The 18,953-nt window shown below is 53.7% G+C and carries 18 protein-coding genes; 8 read left to right on the top strand and 10 right to left on the bottom strand.

Annotation, left to right across the window (positions count from 1 at the left end):
* Positions 1 to 13: 13 nt before the first annotated feature.
* Positions 14 to 211 (bottom strand): DUF2065 domain-containing protein, encoded by a 198-nt coding sequence (locus QLG21_RS06210; RefSeq protein ID WP_058609529.1) that lies wholly within the window; start codon positions 209 to 211, stop codon positions 14 to 16.
* Between the two features lie 548 nt (positions 212 to 759).
* On the opposite strand from QLG21_RS06210, the gene QLG21_RS06205 reads away from it, so the two are divergent.
* The 7 genes from QLG21_RS06205 (at position 760) to QLG21_RS06175 (ending at position 7,195) form a co-directional block, all read left to right on the top strand.
* Positions 760 to 1,335, top strand: coding sequence for a fimbrial protein (locus QLG21_RS06205; protein WP_137849735.1), 576 nt, complete (start codon positions 760 to 762; stop codon positions 1,333 to 1,335).
* An 82-nt stretch (positions 1,336 to 1,417) separates the two neighbouring features.
* A complete protein-coding gene (locus QLG21_RS06200) occupies positions 1,418 to 4,063 on the top strand; it encodes an outer membrane usher protein (RefSeq protein ID WP_137849736.1) in 2,646 nt (881 codons plus the stop codon).
* A gap of 47 nt (positions 4,064 to 4,110) precedes the next feature.
* A complete protein-coding gene (locus QLG21_RS06195) occupies positions 4,111 to 4,809 on the top strand; it encodes a fimbria/pilus periplasmic chaperone (RefSeq protein ID WP_249357437.1) in 699 nt (232 codons plus the stop codon).
* 18 nt (positions 4,810 to 4,827) lie between these two features.
* Positions 4,828 to 5,325, top strand: a complete 498-nt coding sequence (locus QLG21_RS06190; RefSeq protein ID WP_137849738.1) for a fimbrial protein — start codon at positions 4,828 to 4,830, stop codon at positions 5,323 to 5,325.
* Entirely contained in the window at positions 5,322 to 5,798 is a 477-nt protein-coding gene (locus QLG21_RS06185) for a fimbrial protein (RefSeq protein ID WP_137849739.1), read from the top strand. The genes QLG21_RS06190 and QLG21_RS06185 overlap by 4 nt, the downstream gene beginning before the upstream one ends.
* Positions 5,795 to 6,331 carry a fimbrial protein gene (locus tag QLG21_RS06180; RefSeq protein WP_137849740.1) on the top strand — a complete coding sequence of 179 codons (537 nt, stop codon included), beginning with the start codon at positions 5,795 to 5,797 and terminating at the stop codon, positions 6,329 to 6,331. The genes QLG21_RS06185 and QLG21_RS06180 overlap by 4 nt, the downstream gene beginning before the upstream one ends.
* Positions 6,332 to 7,195 carry a StfH/YfcO family fimbrial adhesin gene (locus QLG21_RS06175; RefSeq protein ID WP_137849741.1) on the top strand — a complete coding sequence of 288 codons (864 nt, stop codon included), beginning with the start codon at positions 6,332 to 6,334 and terminating at the stop codon, positions 7,193 to 7,195.
* An 83-nt stretch (positions 7,196 to 7,278) separates the two neighbouring features.
* Here the strand turns inward: QLG21_RS06175 and hflC are convergent, their stop codons facing one another.
* The 9 genes from hflC to nnr form a co-directional block, all read right to left on the bottom strand.
* Positions 7,279 to 8,283 (bottom strand): protease modulator HflC, encoded by a 1,005-nt coding sequence (gene hflC / locus QLG21_RS06170; protein WP_058609523.1) that lies wholly within the window; start codon positions 8,281 to 8,283, stop codon positions 7,279 to 7,281.
* Between the two features lie 2 nt (positions 8,284 to 8,285).
* Positions 8,286 to 9,545 carry an FtsH protease activity modulator HflK gene (hflK, locus tag QLG21_RS06165; RefSeq protein WP_137849742.1) on the bottom strand — a complete coding sequence of 420 codons (1,260 nt, stop codon included), beginning with the start codon at positions 9,543 to 9,545 and terminating at the stop codon, positions 8,286 to 8,288.
* Between the two features lie 56 nt (positions 9,546 to 9,601).
* Positions 9,602 to 10,882, bottom strand: coding sequence for a ribosome rescue GTPase HflX (hflX, locus tag QLG21_RS06160; RefSeq protein WP_282484075.1), 1,281 nt, complete (start codon positions 10,880 to 10,882; stop codon positions 9,602 to 9,604).
* A 73-nt stretch (positions 10,883 to 10,955) separates the two neighbouring features.
* Positions 10,956 to 11,267, bottom strand: a complete 312-nt coding sequence (gene hfq, locus QLG21_RS06155) for an RNA chaperone Hfq (protein WP_006178970.1) — start codon at positions 11,265 to 11,267, stop codon at positions 10,956 to 10,958.
* Positions 11,268 to 11,352: 85 nt separating this feature from the next.
* The gene (miaA, locus tag QLG21_RS06150; protein WP_006178969.1) at positions 11,353 to 12,303 is read right to left on the bottom strand and encodes a tRNA (adenosine(37)-N6)-dimethylallyltransferase MiaA; all 951 of its coding nucleotides are present in this window, start codon (positions 12,301 to 12,303) and stop codon (positions 11,353 to 11,355) included.
* Positions 12,296 to 14,140, bottom strand: coding sequence for a DNA mismatch repair endonuclease MutL (mutL, locus tag QLG21_RS06145; RefSeq protein ID WP_137272946.1), 1,845 nt, complete (start codon positions 14,138 to 14,140; stop codon positions 12,296 to 12,298). Before mutL ends, miaA begins: the two co-directional genes overlap by 8 nt.
* Before the next feature lie 9 nt (positions 14,141 to 14,149).
* Positions 14,150 to 15,496 carry an N-acetylmuramoyl-L-alanine amidase AmiB gene (gene amiB / locus QLG21_RS06140; RefSeq protein ID WP_282484074.1) on the bottom strand — a complete coding sequence of 449 codons (1,347 nt, stop codon included), beginning with the start codon at positions 15,494 to 15,496 and terminating at the stop codon, positions 14,150 to 14,152.
* Positions 15,497 to 15,512: 16 nt separating this feature from the next.
* The gene (gene tsaE, locus QLG21_RS06135) at positions 15,513 to 15,974 is read right to left on the bottom strand and encodes a tRNA (adenosine(37)-N6)-threonylcarbamoyltransferase complex ATPase subunit type 1 TsaE (protein WP_006178966.1); all 462 of its coding nucleotides are present in this window, start codon (positions 15,972 to 15,974) and stop codon (positions 15,513 to 15,515) included.
* Positions 15,967 to 17,490 (bottom strand): bifunctional ADP-dependent NAD(P)H-hydrate dehydratase/NAD(P)H-hydrate epimerase, encoded by a 1,524-nt coding sequence (gene nnr, locus QLG21_RS06130; RefSeq protein WP_102891539.1) that lies wholly within the window; start codon positions 17,488 to 17,490, stop codon positions 15,967 to 15,969. Before nnr ends, tsaE begins: the two co-directional genes overlap by 8 nt.
* Between nnr and queG the strand changes: the two genes are divergently transcribed.
* A complete protein-coding gene (gene queG / locus QLG21_RS06125; protein ID WP_282484073.1) occupies positions 17,489 to 18,628 on the top strand; it encodes a tRNA epoxyqueuosine(34) reductase QueG in 1,140 nt (379 codons plus the stop codon). The genes nnr and queG overlap by 2 nt on opposite strands.
* Positions 18,629 to 18,953: the final 325 nt, after the last annotated feature.

The raw sequence follows: 18,953 nt of genomic DNA, 5'->3' as shown, positions 1-18,953 counted from the left end.
GACCACTTTTTGATCAGCCAATCGTTTTCCTCAACATGTAGTAGATAACGATCCCGGCAACCACAAGAGCACCGCCAAATCGACGCAACGTATTTTCTGGCAAGTGTGTCATCGCCAGAATCATCTTCTTCCACGCACGGGGATAGAGCATCGGCCCGAGACCTTCCAACACTAAAACCAAAGCAAGCGCCAGCAAGATGTGTGAGTTCACGCGACTATCCTTCTTACTATTATCGAATCGTATCCGTTGTCATGCCAGTGACTGTAACATACCTTGGCCCTCATTTTTCCTGCGCTTTTTTCGTTTAAAATATGAACAACCCGAAAGATACACTTAAATAATAAATATAAAAGGCAAGTTATATTTATTTAACAAATATACTCCTGGAATATTATTTAAAGGCAGGTAATCATGAGTAAAATCATAAAGTATGTCAGACTTAACCCATAGCATGCTCCCCACTTTGAATATTATCTAATGTTCAAAATCCATAAAGATTACTTAAAATACATGTAAGCAATTGTTGATTGTAACAATCAATGATTCAGATTATTCTTGTAAAACAATATTAAATACACTTAGTTCATGAGTTTACATTACCTAAGTTATTTGTCTCTTTTTAAAGTGTTCCCCTCCCCTTCCTCCGATCGGGTTATGAATTGCTTTCAAAGATGCTGGAGATCGAGGCATACCTCCGCTTGGTTATCAATAACCGCATATTTATTAATGCCTGTTTTTTAATACATTAAGGATGAAAAATGAAAAACGTTGTTAAAACGACGCTCGCTGCTGCGTTGGTTTTGGGTAGTGCAATGTCTGTCGCTCAGGCAGAGGAAACTACAACCGGCGCCAACGATGGTACCGTGACGTTTGTCGGCAAAATCGTAGAATCTCCATGCTCTATTAAGATTGGAGACGAAAACCAGACCATCAGTTTGGGCGAAAACCTGGGTACTGCATCACTGAAAGCAGGCCTGACACAGAAAGTTGATTTTGACATTGAACTCGTAAACTGCGTATTCGACGCTCAGACAAATATGTCCATTGTCTTCAACGCAAATGGTAACGAATCGACTACCCACGCCGGTAACCTGGCTTTAATGGGTGCTGGCGGTGAAATGAAAGGCGCCTACATTGTGATGGCTGACAGTAAAGGTACCGAACTGCGTATGGGTACAGCCTCAACCCAGCTAATGACAAAAGATACAGCGGGTAAAGCTATGGCCGATCAAACCCTGCGTTTCAAAGCTTGGGTTCAGGGCGATACTGCTGCGGCAACTGTCGACACGGGTGAATTTTCTAGCATGACCAGTTTCCAGATTACGTATCTGTAATAAATATATTCCCCTGCTGCATGATGCGGCAGGGGAAAATGAAACAACATGACATCGGAATGTCGAAGGAATAATTCATACTATGCCGCCCGGTCCTCATTTCAGCCTCAAAAGTTTGACAAATGTCATAGCGTTTACGCTTGCCTGTCAATCATATATTGGCCTGGCGGAAGAAAACGTAGAATTCAATACCCAATTCCTGGAGTCTCAGGAAGGGGCGAGTTATGACATTAGTCGTTTTTCTCGCAAAGGATATGTATTACCGGGTTCTTACGATCTCCAGGTTTTTATAAATAATAGCGCCTTGCCAGATGAGCATACCATTATCTGGTACGCTACGGATGATGCATCAAAAACTAGCTTTGCGTGTTTGTCACCTCAGCTGGTCTCCTTATTAGGTATTCAACCCGCACTGACAGAAAAATTCATTTGGATTAAAGATGGCTCCTGCCTGAAACCCGGGCAGTTAGACGGCATGGAAATTGAAGCCGATCTCAGCCATTCCGCATTAAATATCACGCTTCCTCAGGCTTACCTGGAATACACCGATAAAAATTGGGATCCCCCGTCGCGCTGGGATAACGGCGTCTCAGGTATTCTTTTTGACTATAACGTTAACGCTGACCATGAACATCGCATGGATGGCAGCGGTAATGAGCATGATATTAGCGGTAACGGGACAGTAGGCGCGAATATCGGCGCATGGCGTTTACGCGCCGACTGGCAAGGAAACTATCAGCGCCTGGATGACCAAACATACCAACAGTGGAACTGGAATCGCTACTATGCGTATCGTGCTCTGCCCAGTCTTAGCGCGCAGCTGACGCTGGGTGAAGATTATCTGCAGTCAGATATCTTTGACAGTTTCAACTATGCTGGCGCCAGCATACGTACAGACGACCAGATGCTCCCCCCCAATCTTCGAGGCTATGCGCCGGACATCATTGGCGTCGCCAGGAGTGTCGCTAAGGTCATTGTTAGCCAACAAAATCGCGTTCTGTATGAGAAGCAGGTACCGGCAGGGCCTTTCCATATCCAGGATATCAGCCAGTCGACCACGGGCGATCTGCACGTACGCGTCGAAGAACAAGACGGCAACGTTCAGGAATATGATGTCACCACGGCCTCTATCCCGTTCCTGACCCGCCTGGATCAGGTTCGCTATAAGGCGGCAGTGGGTCGACCACAAAGCTGGGACCTTCATATGGAAGGATCCCCCTTTGGCGTTGGAGAAGCGTCCTGGGGGATCGCTAACGGATGGTCGTTATACGGTGGAATGATTGGCGAACAAGATTATCAGGCACTGGCATTGGGTGTGGGCCGCGATCTGGCTATCCTCGGTGCACTCGCCGTTGATGTGACAAACTCCCGTACACACCTGACCGAAGACACCGGTTATGGGACCGGGACGTTGCAGGGCAATTCTTTCCGCATCAGCTATGCCAAAAACTTCGACGAACTGCACAGCCGTCTCTCCTTTGCGGGTTACCGCTTTTCTGAAGAAAAGTTCATGACGATGAATGAGTCTCTTGACGCTCGCAATGGCGAAAACATTCGCGCGGGCCACGATAAAGAGATGTTCACCATGAGTTACAACCAGAATTTCATCGGACCTGGGCTGAACATGTATTTCAACTGGACGCAACGAACCTATTGGGATCGTCAGGACCAGAATAACTACAACGTTATGGTTTCTAAATATTTTGATATCAGCCGTATCCGGAATATCAGCCTGTCGCTCAACGCTTTTCGCAATGAGTTCGATAATGAAAAAGATGACGGTCTCTATTTATCGCTGAGTGTACCTTTGGGTGATAACCGCACGCTAAGCTACAGCGGTTCATTCGACGATAACACTACCTCGAACCGGGTTGGCTATTATGAGCAACTTGATAACCATAACAACTACCAGGTTAATGTTGGTCAGTCAGAACATGCCACATCGGTGGATGGTTACTATCGCCACACAGGGAGCTATGCCGATGTGGATATGAATGCCAGCTATGTGGATGGAGACTATTCATCGGTGGGATTATCCCTAACCGGCGGGGCAACGTTAACCACCCAGGGCGGCGCGCTGCACCGTACGTCAATCCCCGGCGGTACGCGCCTGCTTGTGGACACCAGCGGCGTCCCGGATATCCCGGTTGGCGGTTACAGCGATCCGGTTTACACCAACCGCTTTGGCAAGGCCATTATATCCGATGTTAACGACTACAATCGGAACGATATCCGCATCGACATTGATCACCTCCCGGAGAATGCTGAGGCCTTGCGTTCAATTGCTCAGGCAACGCTCACGTCCGGCGCAATTGGCTATCGTCAGTTTGATGTGATCAGCGGCGTGAAAGCCATGGCGGTACTGCGCATGAGTAATGGTAGCCACCCACCGCTTGGTGCAGAGGTAAAAAACCATCGCCAACAGCAGGTAGGGCTGGTTGATGAAAATGGCAGCGTGTATCTGGTGGGCGTTAACCCCGGCGAGAAAATGCAGGTTTCATGGAATGGCGACGATCATTGCGAGATCGCGCTTCCATCCCCACTACCGAATGACCTGTTTAATGGCGTGTTTTTACCCTGCCGCAACGATAAACCCGTCGGTCCAAACACGCCGGTGCAAACCATTCCGGCCATTCAGCAACAAACCAATCGGCTTGAGCTGCCCCCTACACCCGAAAATATTTCCGGGATACCCGCTCTCGCCACCTCCTCAGGAAAAGCACTATGAAGATTTTTCATTCACATACCGTAAAACTCATCGCAGGTTGCCTGCTGATGTCCACACTTGCGGCTCATGCCGCCGTCGTTCCTGACAGAACGCGCGTGATTTTCCGCGGCGATCAAAAATCGGTCAGCATCACGCTCAGAAACGACAACCAATCGCTGCCGTATCTGGCGCAGGCATGGATCGAGACCAGTACAGGACAAAAGATCACCTCGCCACTGACGGTACTGCCGCCCGTTCAACGAATTGAACCCACGGCCACCGGTCAGGTAAAAGTACAGGGAATGCCTGGACTGGCCTCTTTGCCGCAGGATCGCGAGACGATGTTCTATTTCAACATCCGCGAAATCCCGCCGAAAAGCAGCAAACCTAACGTATTGCAAATCGCTCTTCAAACGCGGATTAAGCTGTTTTATCGTCCCGCGGCGCTGCCTGCGCTGGATCCCCAGCATCCGTGGCAACATAAGCTGACGCTTACCCGAACCAGCGACAGCTATACGGTGAAGAACCCCACGCCATATTTTGTGATCATCAGCAGTGCCGGTCCCAGCAAGGATAAAACTGCCGCTGGCTTTGAGCCCATTATACTCGCCCCCTTCGCCAGCCAGCCGCTGAAGGTGAAATCTGCCGATCTCGGCAGCGAACCTGTTCTGGGATACGTCAATGACTACGGCGGACGTCCCCCTTTGTACTTCACATGCGCAGCGAATACGTGCAGCGTAAATGAAGAAAAGAGTCTGAAGAAATAGTCGCAGGAGAAAAATGAAATGCTGCGCACTGTCCTCTGGAGTCTGATCATCGTGTTCATCAGCGCAAACACAGCATGTTTTGCCGGCAGTAAATCCGTCGATATGTCGCTTACGGTATTGATTAATGTTCCAATTCCCTGCGTCATCAACGGCGGAACGGTGGAGTTTGGTACCGTTGTCACCACCAAAGTGAACGGTGAGCACTATACACAGCCCGTGAACTACGCAATGGATTGTCAGACGAGGATAAGTGATTATCTCAAGCTACAGTTACAGGGCGAGACGACCGTCATTAATGGCGAACAGGTGCTCAAAACCAACATTGAGGGTTTTGGGCTGCGCTTACAGAATAAAGCGGATAAAACACTGATCAAGCCAGGAACAACCGACTGGCTTAACTTTACTTATACCCAGGCCGCTCCCGAACTGGAAGTCGTACCAGTAAAAGAAGCATCGGCATCACTTCAGGCGGCTGAGTTTAATGCCACCGCAACAATGGTGGTCGATTACCAATGAAACCATTGATGCTTGTATTACTCCTCGTTTTCACGCATGACGCCATGGCCAGTGCCGATGTCAACTTTCACGGTTATCTTGTGAACCCGCCACAATGCGTCATTAGCAACAATGAAACCATTGAAGTTCCCTTCGCTGAAATGCAGATCGATGATATCAACGGCATTAACTATATGAAGGAAATCCCTTATACCATCGACTGTGATTCGACGGTCCGTGATGCATACATGACCATGACGTTAACGCTAATGGCGACGCAGTCCGACTTTAACGATGCCGCCGTCAACACCGATATTAACGGTCTTGGGATAAAAATAACCCATGATGATCAACCTTTTACCATCGGCACAGCGCTCACTATTAATCCAGCGACGCAACCGGTGCTAAAAGCTGTGCCGATTAAAAAGGATGGCGTTACGCTTCCTGAGGGCACGTTTGAAGCATGGGCAACGCTTCAGGTGGACTATCAATGATACATCGAAAAACAGCGCGACTCCTGATAGGCGGGCTATTGCTGTGTGGGGGGCTTCAGCCCCTGTTTGCCGCGACGGATAACCTTCATTTTAGTGGAACCTTGCTGACCACCTTCTGTAAACCCGTGATACAGGGGGGCACGTTGGATGAGGTCGTGTTTCCAGAAATGGCTGCGCCGGATTTAATGTTGCGCGGTCAATCAGCACGCGCAAAGCTGGTTATTTCGCTTAAAGACTGCAGCGGACCAACGCTAAAAAACGGCCTGCGGGTGACATTTTCAGGCTCAGAAGAACAGACGCTGCCGGGGTTTCTGGCCCTGGATAGCGGATCGACCGCCAGTGGTTTTGCGATTGGGCTTGAAACATTGGCAGGCACGCAAGTGATGTTCAATCATCCGACGGGGGCAACGTTCGCGTTAAATCCGGGCAGTAACGAGCTGATCCTGAACGCATGGCTACAAACCGTTGCCGGGACTCGGGTGATGCCAGGTACTTTTATCGCAACGGCAACCGCCACGTTTGAGTATTTATAAATGAAAAAATTGCCTGCATTATTTATTCTTTTTTCGCTTATGTTGGCGATGTTATTTACATCATCAGCAATGGCGGCTACCGATAACCTGAAAAGCCAAACGCACTTTCTCGTTTATTTTGCTTATCTTAAAAACCCCAGTGTTCAAGCTAATATTCAGCTTCACGTGTCTTTCCCATCCTCTAATTCCACTGAAAACGGTATTTACGATGCAACCGATGCTGTAGAGAACGGATTAGGCACGCCCACTTTAATTTCCTGGAGCACCTCTCATCTCCCCAGAATAGAAATACTCCATGCTCAAAAGAATGACATTGCCTCATCGCACTGCCCTGGAATTGATACCACCCTGTGGGCATGCGGGAGTTTAGATGTTTCGTACACCGTACACTTTGAGGGTCAGGATTGCCCGTGGAATATCGCGCAATATACCATGAGTGTCGATCCCTCTACCGGTAAATCGTGGACATCTCCCCCAACACGCGAAACGGCTTGCCCGACCGTACCTGTCGCCACCTACGATATTTCCTGGAGTAAAGACCAGGTTCAACATGAAAAACAACTGATTCTAACCCCCAATGGCGGCAGGGTAGAAACGATATTACAAACCTATTTAATGGAAGGGGGTCAGTTGTGCGATGGTAGCCAGATGAACGATCGTGGCGTCTATTGTCGCTACGTTTCCACCGGTGTTTCCGTCAGTGTGTTGGGTTGCGACGATCCCCGCGTCACCACCAGTATTTCTAAACACCCCATGACCGACACTGAGCTTTATGATATTCATGTTCAGGCAGACACCCAGCACCTTGGCGCGGGTTTATTCAGTACGACCTGTAATTTTCGTTATCTGATCGATGAATTGTAACCAGACGCAGACCTTACACTTAACGTAAAAAGGGTGGCCCATTGGCCACCCTTTCGCTTTACGACTTACCTAATGTGAATTAATTAGCGTGTCGCGTTACTCGGCGTCTTCATATAACGGAAGAAATCGCTGTCCGGGCTGAGCACCATCACATCCTGGTTGCTCTGGAAGCTATTCTCGTAAGCACGCAGGCTACGGATGAAGGCGTAGAAGTCAGGATCCTGGCTGAAGGCATCAGCAAACAGTTTCGCCGCTTCGGCATCACCTTCACCGCGCAGGATACGGCCCTGACGCTCAGATTCCGCCAGCGTCTTGGTCACTTCGTAGTCCGCCGCTGCACGCAGCTTCTCAGCCTCTTCCTGGCCCTGTGAACGGTGACGACGGGCTACCGCTTCACGCTCGGCGCGCATACGGTTGTAAATCGCCTCAGACACTTCTGCAGGCAGGTTGATCTGCTTGATACGCACATCGACCACTTCGATACCCAGCGCCGCCATACTGTTCGGATTGATCACCGGCACGTTGCCGTTGGTTTCCGTCTGAACACGCTCAGCCGCTTTGGCAATGGCGTCATCCGCTGCCGGGGTTTCCACTTCGTCTTCCGTACCCGCAGAACCGGAGTTCAGCGCATCACGCACTTCGAGAGTCAGACGACCACGGGAGTCGGTAACGATGTCTTTCACGTCCAGACGACCAATTTCAGAACGCAGACGGTCAGAGAACTTACGTTTCAGCAGCACTTCTGCCTGAGAAACGTCACCACCGCCTGTTGCCAGGAAGTAGCGGCTGAAATCACTGATGCGCCATTTGATGTAGGAATCAACGATCAGGTCTTTTTTCTCTTTGGTCACAAAACGGTCGGCCTGGTTATCCATGGTCTGAATACGCGCATCGAGCGTTTTCACCGACTGAATAAACGGAACCTTGAAGTGCAGGCCCGGCTCATAGATCACCGGACGCTTGTCGCCATCACGCACGACGCTGCTGAACTGGAATTTGATCCCACGCTCGCCCTCTTTCACCACAAAGATCGAGGTGTAAAGCACGACCAGTACGATGATGATGATCGCAATAACTGACTTACGCATCCTTATTCCCCCTGACGCTGGTAGTCGTTACGCTGCGCGTTAGCACGGCGTTGGTCCATAATGTCACCATCGTTCGAAGAAGGCGTTGTGTTCGCGCTGGAGCCGCCCTTTGAGGCTGGCGGCAGACGCAGCAGGTTGTTTGCGCCGCTGGTGTCTTTCGCAGCCGGTGCAGAACCGCCTTTCAGCATCTGATCCAGCGGCAGAACCATCAGGTTCCCGCCCTTGCTGTCGTTAACCAGCACTTTACGCGTGTGGCTCAGCACTTTTTCCATGGTTTCGATATACAGACGCTCACGGGTAATTTCCGGAGCCGCTTTATATTCCGGTAGGATCTTCGCGAAACGCGCCACCTCACCCTGTGCTTCCAGGATGGTCTGCGTCTTATACGCACGCGCTTCTTCCAGAATACGCTGCGCCTGACCGTTAGCACGCGGCTGAACTTCGTTGGTGTACGCTTCCGCTTCACGGATGTACTGCTGCTCGTTTTCACGCGCGGCAATCGCATCGTCAAATGCGGCTTTCACCTCTTCCGGCGGACGTGCAGCCTGGAAGTTGACGTCCAGCAGGGTGATACCCATGTTGTACGGGCGAATGGTCTCTTCCAGCTCGCGCTGGGTATCGCTACGAATAACGGTACGACCTTCCGTCAGGATGCGGTCCATGGTGTACTTGCCGATCACGCCGCGCAGGGCGCTGTCGGTTGCCTGACGCAGGCTGTCGTCCGCGCTGGTCACGCTAAACAGATAACGTTCTGGATCGGTCACGCGGTACTGCACGTTCATTTCAACGCGCACGACGTTTTCGTCAGAAGTCAGCATTACGCCAGAGGCGGCCAGTTCACGGACGGATTCCACGTTTACCGCGGTCACGTCGTCAATGAAGGTCGGTTTCCAGTTCAGGCCCGGCTCAACCAGATGGCTGAACTTACCAAAACGGGTAACCACGCCGCGCTCCGCTTCTTTAATGGTGTAGAACCCGCTGGCCGCCCAGATGATCACCACGGCAGCAGCAACAATGCCCACGATGCGGCCACCCATTTGCGGGCGAGGTCCCTGAGTGGAATTTCCACCCGTGCCAGAACCTTTACCCCCACCTAACCCACCCAGCTTTTTGCTGAGCTTACGGAAGATGTCATCCAGATCCGGCGGCCCCTGCTCGCGACCACCTTTGTTGCCATTTCCCCCAGAGTTGCCGCCTTGATTATTGCTGCTTCCCCACGGGTCGCGGTCTTGTCCGTTATTACCGGGCTGATTCCACGCCATGTATATGCTCCATATTTGTTATGCAAGGGCGAATTATTCAGGCATCCCCTTTCTGATCAGACGATATAGTCGATCAGCGCAGGTTCTTGTTTACAGAGGCGACGCCAGTCAACGATCGGCATACGCACCTGCATCCCCACGCTGCCGTCATCCTCCATCCACTCTTTTTCTATCGCCTGAAGCTGATAAAACCGGCTGCGCAGCCTGCCTTCCTGTGGCGGCAGTCGCAGCGTGTGCTGAGCTACCTCACCGGAAAGACGTTCTGTCAAAGCCTGGAAAAGCAGTGGCACACCAACACCGGTCTGGGCAGAAAGCCAGACCCGAATCGGTTTGTTCTCTTCATCTCGGTCGATACGCGGCTCGAAATCCTCCAGCATATCGATTTTGTTCATCACCAGCAGCGTCGGGATTTCGTGGGCCTCGATCTCTTCGAGCACCACGTTTACCGCGTCGATGTTCTCCTGCACGCGCACGTCTGCTGCGTCAATAACGTGCAGCAGCAAGGTCGCCTGGCGCGTCTCCTGCAGGGTGGCTTTAAACGCTGCCACCAGATCGTGCGGCAGATGGCGGATAAACCCTACGGTATCCGCCAGCACCGTTTCACCGACGTCCGCAACGTCAATACGACGCAGCGTCGGGTCCAGGGTCGCAAACAGCTGGTCTGCGGCATACACCTGAGCCTCGGTTATCTGGTTAAACAGGGTGGATTTACCGGCGTTGGTATAGCCCACCAGCGACACCGTCGGGATATCGGCTTTCGTTCGCGCCCGACGTCCCTGCTCACGCTGTTTCTCTACGCGTTCCAGGCGTGAGAGGATCTGGGTAATACGGCCACGCAGCAAACGGCGGTCGGTTTCGAGCTGGGTTTCACCCGGACCGCGTAAACCAATCCCGCCCTTTTGTCTTTCAAGGTGGGTCCAGCCACGCACAAGACGCGTCGCCAGATGGCGCAGCTGCGCCAGCTCAACCTGCAGCTTCCCTTCATGGGTACGCGCACGCTGAGCAAAAATATCTAAAATTAGCCCTGTGCGATCGATAACCCGACATTCGCAAAGTGCTTCAAGATTACGCTCCTGAGCGGGAGACAGCGCGTGATCAAACAACACGAGTGATGCGCCGGTTGCTTTAACGGCATCCGCAATTTCAACTGCTTTACCTTCACCAACAAAATACTTCGGGTGCGGCGCTTTACGGCTACCGGTAATCACCTGCATTGCTTCGACGCCAGCGGAAGAGACCAGAGTTTCAAACTCCTGGAGGTCTTCCATATCTTTGTCTTGCGAAAAATAGATGTGTACCAGCACCGCCTGCTCACCGGCATCATAACGGTCAAACAAGCGTAAACCTCTCAATAAAGATCAACGGGGAACGCAGGATCCCTGGCTCCCCGTGTGGATAACAGCCGAAACCTTATTCGGTATCGTCGCTGTCCTGCGCAGGGGCAGTAGAACCCTGTGCGTTGCTACCATGATGGTAGTTACTACCTGTGCCGCCGCCAGCGTTATTGCTGTGATGAGATACCGGACGAGACGGAACAACAGTAGAAATAGCGTGCTTATAGACCATCTGGCTGACCGTGTTTTTCAACAGAATCACGAACTGATCGAAAGACTCAATCTGACCTTGCAGCTTAATACCATTCACCAAATAAATAGAAACTGGAACACGTTCCCGACGCAATGCGTTCAGGAACGGATCTTGTAAAGATTGCCCCTTAGCCATTCTATCTTTTCCTTATATGCTTGTTTTGTACTTAGAACCTTGCGATTCTGAAAAATTGCGCACGATACGGCTTAATTGTACACATTCAGTGAGCGATATCACCAATAACCTCAATCACTTCGTTTAACGCCTGTTGTGGTTTTTCACTGTCTAACCAGTGAACCCCCTCCCAACCGCGCAACCAGGTGATCTGGCGCTTCGCTAACTGCCTCGTGGCGCAAACACCTCGATAAACCATTTCATCGTATGAAATCTCACCTTCAAGATACGACCACATCTGGCGGTATCCCACACAACGAATGGAAGGCATGTCCGTATGCAAATCTCCACGGGCAAAAAGCGCCCGCACTTCTGCTTCAAAATCTGAAGCCAACATCTGATGAAAACGCTGCTCAATTCGTTGATGGAGCAGTTCACGGCTCGCCGGGGCGATGGCGAACTGATGCACCTGATACGGCAGAGCCTCTCCTGACGTTTGCGTCAGTTCCGTTAAAGTTTTACCCGAAATGAAAAAAACTTCCAGTGCCCGGGAAAGCCTTTGCGGATCATTTGGATGAATCCGTGCTGCGGCAACCGGATCGACTTGTGCCAGTTGCTTGTGCAAAACGTCCCACCCCTGCTCTGCCGCCTGCTGCTCAATCTTTGCTCTTACCTCAGGATCCGCCGATGGCAGAGGTGATAACCCCTCCAGGAGCGCCTTAAAGTAGAGCATGGTACCGCCAACCAGCAGCGGTATTCGTCCTGCCGCCGTAATGTCGGCCATTTCGGCCAGGGCATCGCGGCGAAAATCGGCTGCCGAATAAGCCTGAGCCGGGTCAAGAATATCCAGCAAACGATGCGGTGCCGCGCGCAGTTCGTCTGCGTCTGGCTTCGCCGTGCCAATGTCCATCCCCCGGTAAATGAGGGCAGAATCAACGCTAATCAACTCTACAGGCAAAACTTTACGCAGCTCAATGGCTAATGCCGTTTTACCGGAGGCCGTCGGCCCCATTAAAAAAATTGCCTTAGGCAGGCTCGCCTTGCTTACATCAATCATCTTTCAGGGCGGTCATCGCCGTTTTTAAATCAACAGGTTGTAATAATCCACCCGGTGGCGCTTTTACCAGATGCGGACAAAGGCGTTCCACCTCCGCCAGCACGGTAATGGCCTGCGCCATACTCCATGCAGCGTGTTCACTTGCCAGATGGCGAGCAATCCACTGCGCGGTATTCGCGGCATCAGACGTTGTCTGTTGCGCCAGGTAGCCTATCAGTTCAGGAATCAAGTTTTGTAAATTTTGTTGGCGTAAGGGTAAAGGCACTGCGCGAATGGTCACATGCTGCGCTTCGAGTGCGATTTCAATACCCATTTCCGCCAGTAACGGCGTTGCACGCTGCAAAACTGCTGCTTCCTGTGCGGTTATTTTCAGGCGTACGGGGATCAGGAGCGGCTGTGCGCAAGCGGCATTGATCCCCGGCGTCAGTTGCGCCTGTTTGAGCCAGCGTTCCGCCACCGGCAGCGCCAGCAGCATCAGTTGCCCTTCGCGTTCGAGCAGCGCGACATCCGGCGCGATGATGGTCAATACCCGTCCAAAGCTCTGGCTGTGGCCGTCCAGCGAAGGCGTAGAGACCGCAATGCGTTCTTTATGCTCAACGGCTGGCGTATCCAGCAGCTTGCGGTACAACGCCCCCTGCTGCTTTTGATAACCCGGCTGGGCGTTCGGGTAGTTCGCCCCCGTGGCTCGCGGCGTGCTGCCCGACGCGGCGAATCGCGGTGCCGCCGGTTCACGCGCAACGGCGGGTTCGGCAAAGTGGTTACGCCCCGCGGCGACCCGGTTTTCCGGCAGTGAACGCGCAGACGGCTCGCTGTCGTCCAGCGGTAACGTCGGCTCTGCCTGCTGCTGCAACACGCTCACCACGCCCTGATAAATAAAATCATGCACCAGGCGCGACTGATGGAAACGGACCTCATGCTTGGCCGGATGAACGTTAACGTCAACCTGGTGCGGGTCAATATCCAGATAGAGCACAAAGGCGGGCTGCTGATCCGCGCCGAGCTTCTCTTCACAGGCCTGGCGAATCGCGTGGTTGATCAAGCGGTCGCGCATCATACGGCCGTTGACGTAGCAGTACTGAACCTCAGCAAACGCGGCGCTGCTCACCTTAGGATCGGCCACCCAGCCGCGCAGGGCCAAATCGCCATGCTGCCACTCAATCGCCAGCGCGTGCTCGAGGAAGGGCGTTCCGCAGATGGCACCCAGGCGGCGCTCTTTTTGACCGCCTTCAGCGACCGCGCGGTACTGGCGCATGACTTTGCCGTTATGGCTGAGGTTGATCGTGACATCAAACCGCGCCAGCGCAATGCGGCGAATAATCTCATCGATATGGCCGAATTCGGTCTTCTCGGTGCGCATGAACTTGCGTCGGGCGGGCGTGTTGTAAAACAGATCCAGCACTTCCAGCGTGGTGCCAACCGGATGTGCGGCAGGTTTCACCGTCACGTCCATGTCGCGCCCTTCGGCGTAGGCTTGCCAGGCCTCCTGCTGTTCGGCCGTGCGGGAGGTGAGCGTAAGACGTGAAACGGAGCTAATACTGGCAAGCGCCTCGCCGCGAAAACCCAGGCTGATAATCGCTTCCAGGTCATCAAGCGAGGCGATTTTACTGGTGGCATGGCGCGCCAGAGCTAACGCCAGCTCGTCCTTTTTGATGCCGCAGCCGTTGTCCCGAATGCGGATAAGCTTCGCGCCACCGCGTTCGATATCAATATCGATGCGGGTTGCGCCCGCATCAAGGCTGTTTTCCACCAGCTCCTTCACCACCGATGCAGGGCGTTCAACCACCTCACCGGCGGCGATTTGGTTCGCGAGCTGCGGCGGGAGAATCTGAATCGGCATGACGTCTCCTTAATTGGTCGCGGTCATCTCACCCGGTAACGCAGCGCTGGCCGTCTGGCTCACGCCGCCCTGCGGTGCCGCCTGCAGCGGATGCGCGTCAAAATATTTACGCAGACCGTTATAAATCGCTTCGGCAATTTTCTGCTGGTAGCTGTCGCTTCCCAGCAAACGTTCTTCACCGTTATTACTGATAAAGCCGGTTTCCACCAGAATCGACGGGATATCCGGCGAGCGCAGAACGCCGAGGCTGGCGTGTTCAGGACGCCGCTTGTGCAGCACGCCCACGCTTTGTAACTGGTTCAGTACATTGGTGGCGACATCATACCCGACGCGCTGAGAATGACCGAACTGTAAATCCAGCACGGCCTGGCTGAGATACGGGTCAGACTGGCTGTTTGCCAGCACATCGCCCGCGCCGCCTAACAGCTCGGACTGTTTCTCATGCTGCTCCAGCCAGCCCGCCATTTCGCTGTTGGCGCGACGGTTTGAGAGCACCCAGACGGACGCTCCGGTGGCATCACGATTCGGAGCCGCATCCGCATGAATCGACACCAGGAAGTTAGCATTTTGCTTACGCGCCACGTCCGAGCGGCCCATGACCGAGATAAAGTAATCCCCGTCGCGGGTCAGCACGCCTTTAAACATCGGGTCGTCGTTGAGCAGCGTACGCAGCTTGCGGGCGATGGCGATAGTGACATTTTTCTCGCGCGTGCCGCCCGGCCCAATCGCACCGGGGTCTTGCCCACCGTGACCGGCATCAATGGCGATAATCACCTTGTCTCCGCTGACCGTCGCACGACGCGCGCTGGCCGCCGGGCGCGTCACCGTATTGCTGCTGGTTGCCACAGTGATGCGATCGTCCTGCGATTTGAACGGATTACGGGCAGGCTCAGCGGGACGCGGAGTATAAACCGGCGTTTCCACGCGTTTCGCGACCACCGGCGCAGGCGGCGGTGGAGGTGGCGGAGGCACATCGGCGTTGATGGTAAAGACCACCGTATAATTCGAGCCGTTTTGCTGCTTAACCGCCTTTGTCTTTCCTTTTTCGGTCAAATCCACCACCAGCCGTAGCGACTGGCTGTCCTTTGGCGTTCCGGATCGGATGCTTTTCACCAGGTTATTTCCGCTAAACTGCAGCGGCAGCCCCTGGATCACGCCGGTTTGTTTGATATCGAGCGCCACGCTGTGGCTGTCGATTTGTGAGAAGGCATACTCAGGATCACCCATAAAGCTGAAGGTGATGCGGGCCTGGCTATCGCCATTGGAGACCTGAATATCCGAAAGATTCGCCGCCCCGGCTTGCGTGCACAGCAGCACCGTTGCAGCTAACAACCAACCTTTAACGCGATTAATCATCCCGTCATTCCTACGCTTAACCGGCCAGACGGGCCAGTAAGGAACACCCTGATGAGGAAACAGCACTGATGCGTGCCTCACGCCCTTGCGCCTGGTACTCTAAGTGAATTTCGACATCCGGGTCAGGCAGCACACCCGCACCTTGCTGCGGCCACTCCACCAGGCAAATGGCGTCGTTGGCAAAATAATCACGGATCCCCATAAACTCCAGCTCCTCCGGGTCCGCAAGGCGGTATAAATCAAAGTGATAGACCGTAACATGGTCCAGGGTATAAGGCTCAACCAGCGTGTAGGTTGGGCTTTTCACATTCCCTTTATGGCCTAACGCCTGCAGGAACCCACGGCTGAAGGTTGTTTTACCCGCGCCTAAATCTCCATACAGATAAATGACGGTTGCCCCCTGACAGGCCTGCGCCACGCGCGTGCCGAAATCCAAAGTGGCTTGTTCATCAGGTAAAGAAATCGCTCGATTAGTCATTTTCTACGTCAATCACATCCGGGTTAACTACACGCCGCAGCGTGCAAAAAAGATCGGTGGCCAGCATACCGCGCGTGCCGTAACGCGCTGCCAGCCTGTCGGCTGCCGCCCCGTGGGCTACGCAGCCCGCGCAGGCTGCATCATATAGGGGAAGTTTCTGTCCGAGCAATGCGCCAATAATGCCGGAAAGCACATCGCCCATGCCGCCGCTGGCCATTCCCGCGTTACCGGCATCAATGATGCCCTGCAAAACGTCGCTGGCAACGACGGTCCCTGCCCCTTTGAGGACAACAACACCTCCGTAACGTTTTACCAGACGCTGGGCAGAAAGTAAGCGATCGCTTTCAATTTCTGCCACGCTGCAGTTAAGCAACCGCGCTGCTTCACCGGGGTGCGGCGTCAGAATGCGATTGTGACGCGTATCCGGGTTGATTGCCAGAAGGTTCAGCGCGTCAGCATCCCAGAGCATCGGTTTACGGAAATTCTCCACCTTTTGCAGGGCTTGTTTGCCCCAGGTTTCTTGTCCCAGCCCGGGACCAATCACCACCACATCCGCCCACTCGAGACTCTCCTCAAGCGATTTTGGGGTCAATTCATGCACCATCAGTTCCGGGCGGGCGGTGATAATCGGAACAATATTTTCGCTGCGCGTCAGCACCCGCACCAGCCCTGCTCCGCAGCGCAACGCCGCTTCGCCGGTCATGCGGATCGCGCCTGCGGTACCGGTATCGCCTCCGATAATCACCAGCCGCCCCTGGTCGCCCTTATGGGACGTTGGACGGCGCGGCGGCAACCAGTGGGCAAGCTGCGAGGCATCAAAACGTGAAAGATTTGTCTCCTGTCCGGCCAGCCAGCCGTCCAGCCCCAGCGTACTGTGGTGCAGCAGGCCGACCACATCCCGCGCTTTACCGGTGAGCAGGCCAGGTTTGAGGGCGATAAAGGTCACGGTGTGAGCGGCGTTAATCACCGCACCCGGCGTGGCTCCGGTCTGCGCGATCAATCCGGAAGGGATATCCAGCGCCACTACCGGAGCAGCATGCGCGTTGGCGCGTTCAATCAGCGCCGCAACGCTGTCGCGCGGCGCGCTATGCAGCCCGGTCCCCAGCAGCCCGTCAACGATCAGCGCGACATCATCCGGCCAGAGAATGTCCGGCGCGTGGATCATACCGCCCGCGTTAAGCCAGGCGTCCCGCGCGGCGCTGGCTTCTTCTGGCAGGGGCTTATCGCTCTCCTGCGCAAGCAGCGTGACGCGAAGACCGGCGGCAACGGCCAGACGTGCGACCACATAGCCGTCCCCGCCGTTATTGCCATGTCCGCATAAAATCAGCCAGTGCGATGCATCCGGGTAGGCCGTCCGGGCAACGTTAAATGCCGCTTCGCCCGCCCGCTGCATCAACTCATAAAGGGTAATCCCCAGGCTGTCGGCCGCCTCTTTTTCGGCATGGCGGAGGTCATCCGCATGCCAGATGGAATGTGGTATACTGGCGGGGTTTTTCTTCACAGTATGGTCCGTCATGTCACAGCCCCTCGATCTCAATCAGTTAGCGCAAAAAATTAAACAGTGGGGTGCTGAACTTGGCTTCCAGAAAGTGGGTATCACCGATACCGATCTCTCTGCCAGCGAGCCAAAATTGCAGGCCTGGCTGGACAAACAGTACCACGGCGAGATGGAGTGGATGGCGCGTCACGGCATGATGCGCGCCCGTCCACACGAGCTTTTGCCGGGCACGTTACGCGTCATCAGCGTGCGCATGAACTACCTGCCAGCCAACGCGGCATTTGCGCGCACGCTAAAAAATCCCTCGTTGGGCTACGTCAGCCGGTATGCCCTCGGGCGTGATTACCATAAGCTTCTGCGTAACCGCTTAAAAAAACTTGGGGAAACTATTCAGCAGCACTGTGTTTCGCTGAATTTTAGACCGTTTGTTGACTCCGCGCCTATTCTTGAGCGTCCGATTGCCGAAAAAGCCGGGCTTGGCTGGACAGGTAAGCACTCACTTATCCTGAGCCGTGACGCCGGCTCCTTCTTTTTCCTCGGGGAGTTGCTCATTGATTTACCACTGCCCATTGACGGGCCGGTAGAAGAAGGCTGTGGACGCTGTGTGGCCTGTATGACCATCTGCCCGACCGGGGCAATCGTCGAGCCGTATGTCGTCGACGCGCGCCGCTGCATCTCCTATCTCACGATTGAACTCGAAGGCGCAATCCCCGAAGCGTTTCGCCCGCTCATCGGCAACCGCATCTACGGCTGCGACGACTGCCAGCTGATCTGCCCGTGGAACCGCTACTCGCAACTCACCGAGGAAGAGGACTTCAGCCCGCGCAAAGCGCTTCATGCGCCACAACTCATCGAACTGTTCGCCTGGACCGAAGCCTGGTTCCTGAAAGTCACGGAAGGTTCGGCTATTCGCCGTATCGGCCACCTGCGCTGGCTGCGTAACGTCGCCGTCGCGCTGGGAAATGCCCCCTGGGCTGAAGCCAATATTCAGGCGCTTGAAAGCCGCAGAGGTGAGCACCCACTTCTCGATGAACACATAGAATGGGCGATTGCGCAGCAAATTGAGAAGCGAAATGCCTGCGTCGTTGAAGTGCAGCTGCCGAAGAAACAGCGCCTGGTGCGGGTGATTGAAAAAGGGCTGATACGGGATGCTTGATATATTCACAGCCTGTGAATAAAAATAAAAACTCAAGCGCTATCAGGGCTGACAACGAGATCAAGCGATCGCGTTAACATTTTGCAATCAAATTTTATTCATTAAAAACAGCAGGTTAAAAAGATATTATTCACCCTGCTAAGTTTTCAGCCGGTTCGGATGCGTCAGGCGTTCTGTGGATAACTCTGTTTACAAGAGTATTTCAAATGCAACGGGAAACGTCCCCAGCATGACTTTACGCTGTGGATAATTTTGACTGGAAAAAGAATTTGGAGCGGGAAACGAGACTCGAACTCGCGACCCCGACCTTGGCAAGGTCGTGCTC

Source organism: Enterobacter sp. V87_3 (assembly GCF_029967835.1).
In the GTDB taxonomy this organism is placed as follows: Bacteria; Pseudomonadota; Gammaproteobacteria; order Enterobacterales; family Enterobacteriaceae; genus Enterobacter; species Enterobacter cancerogenus.
This window is presented reverse-complemented; position numbering and strand designations above follow the sequence as displayed.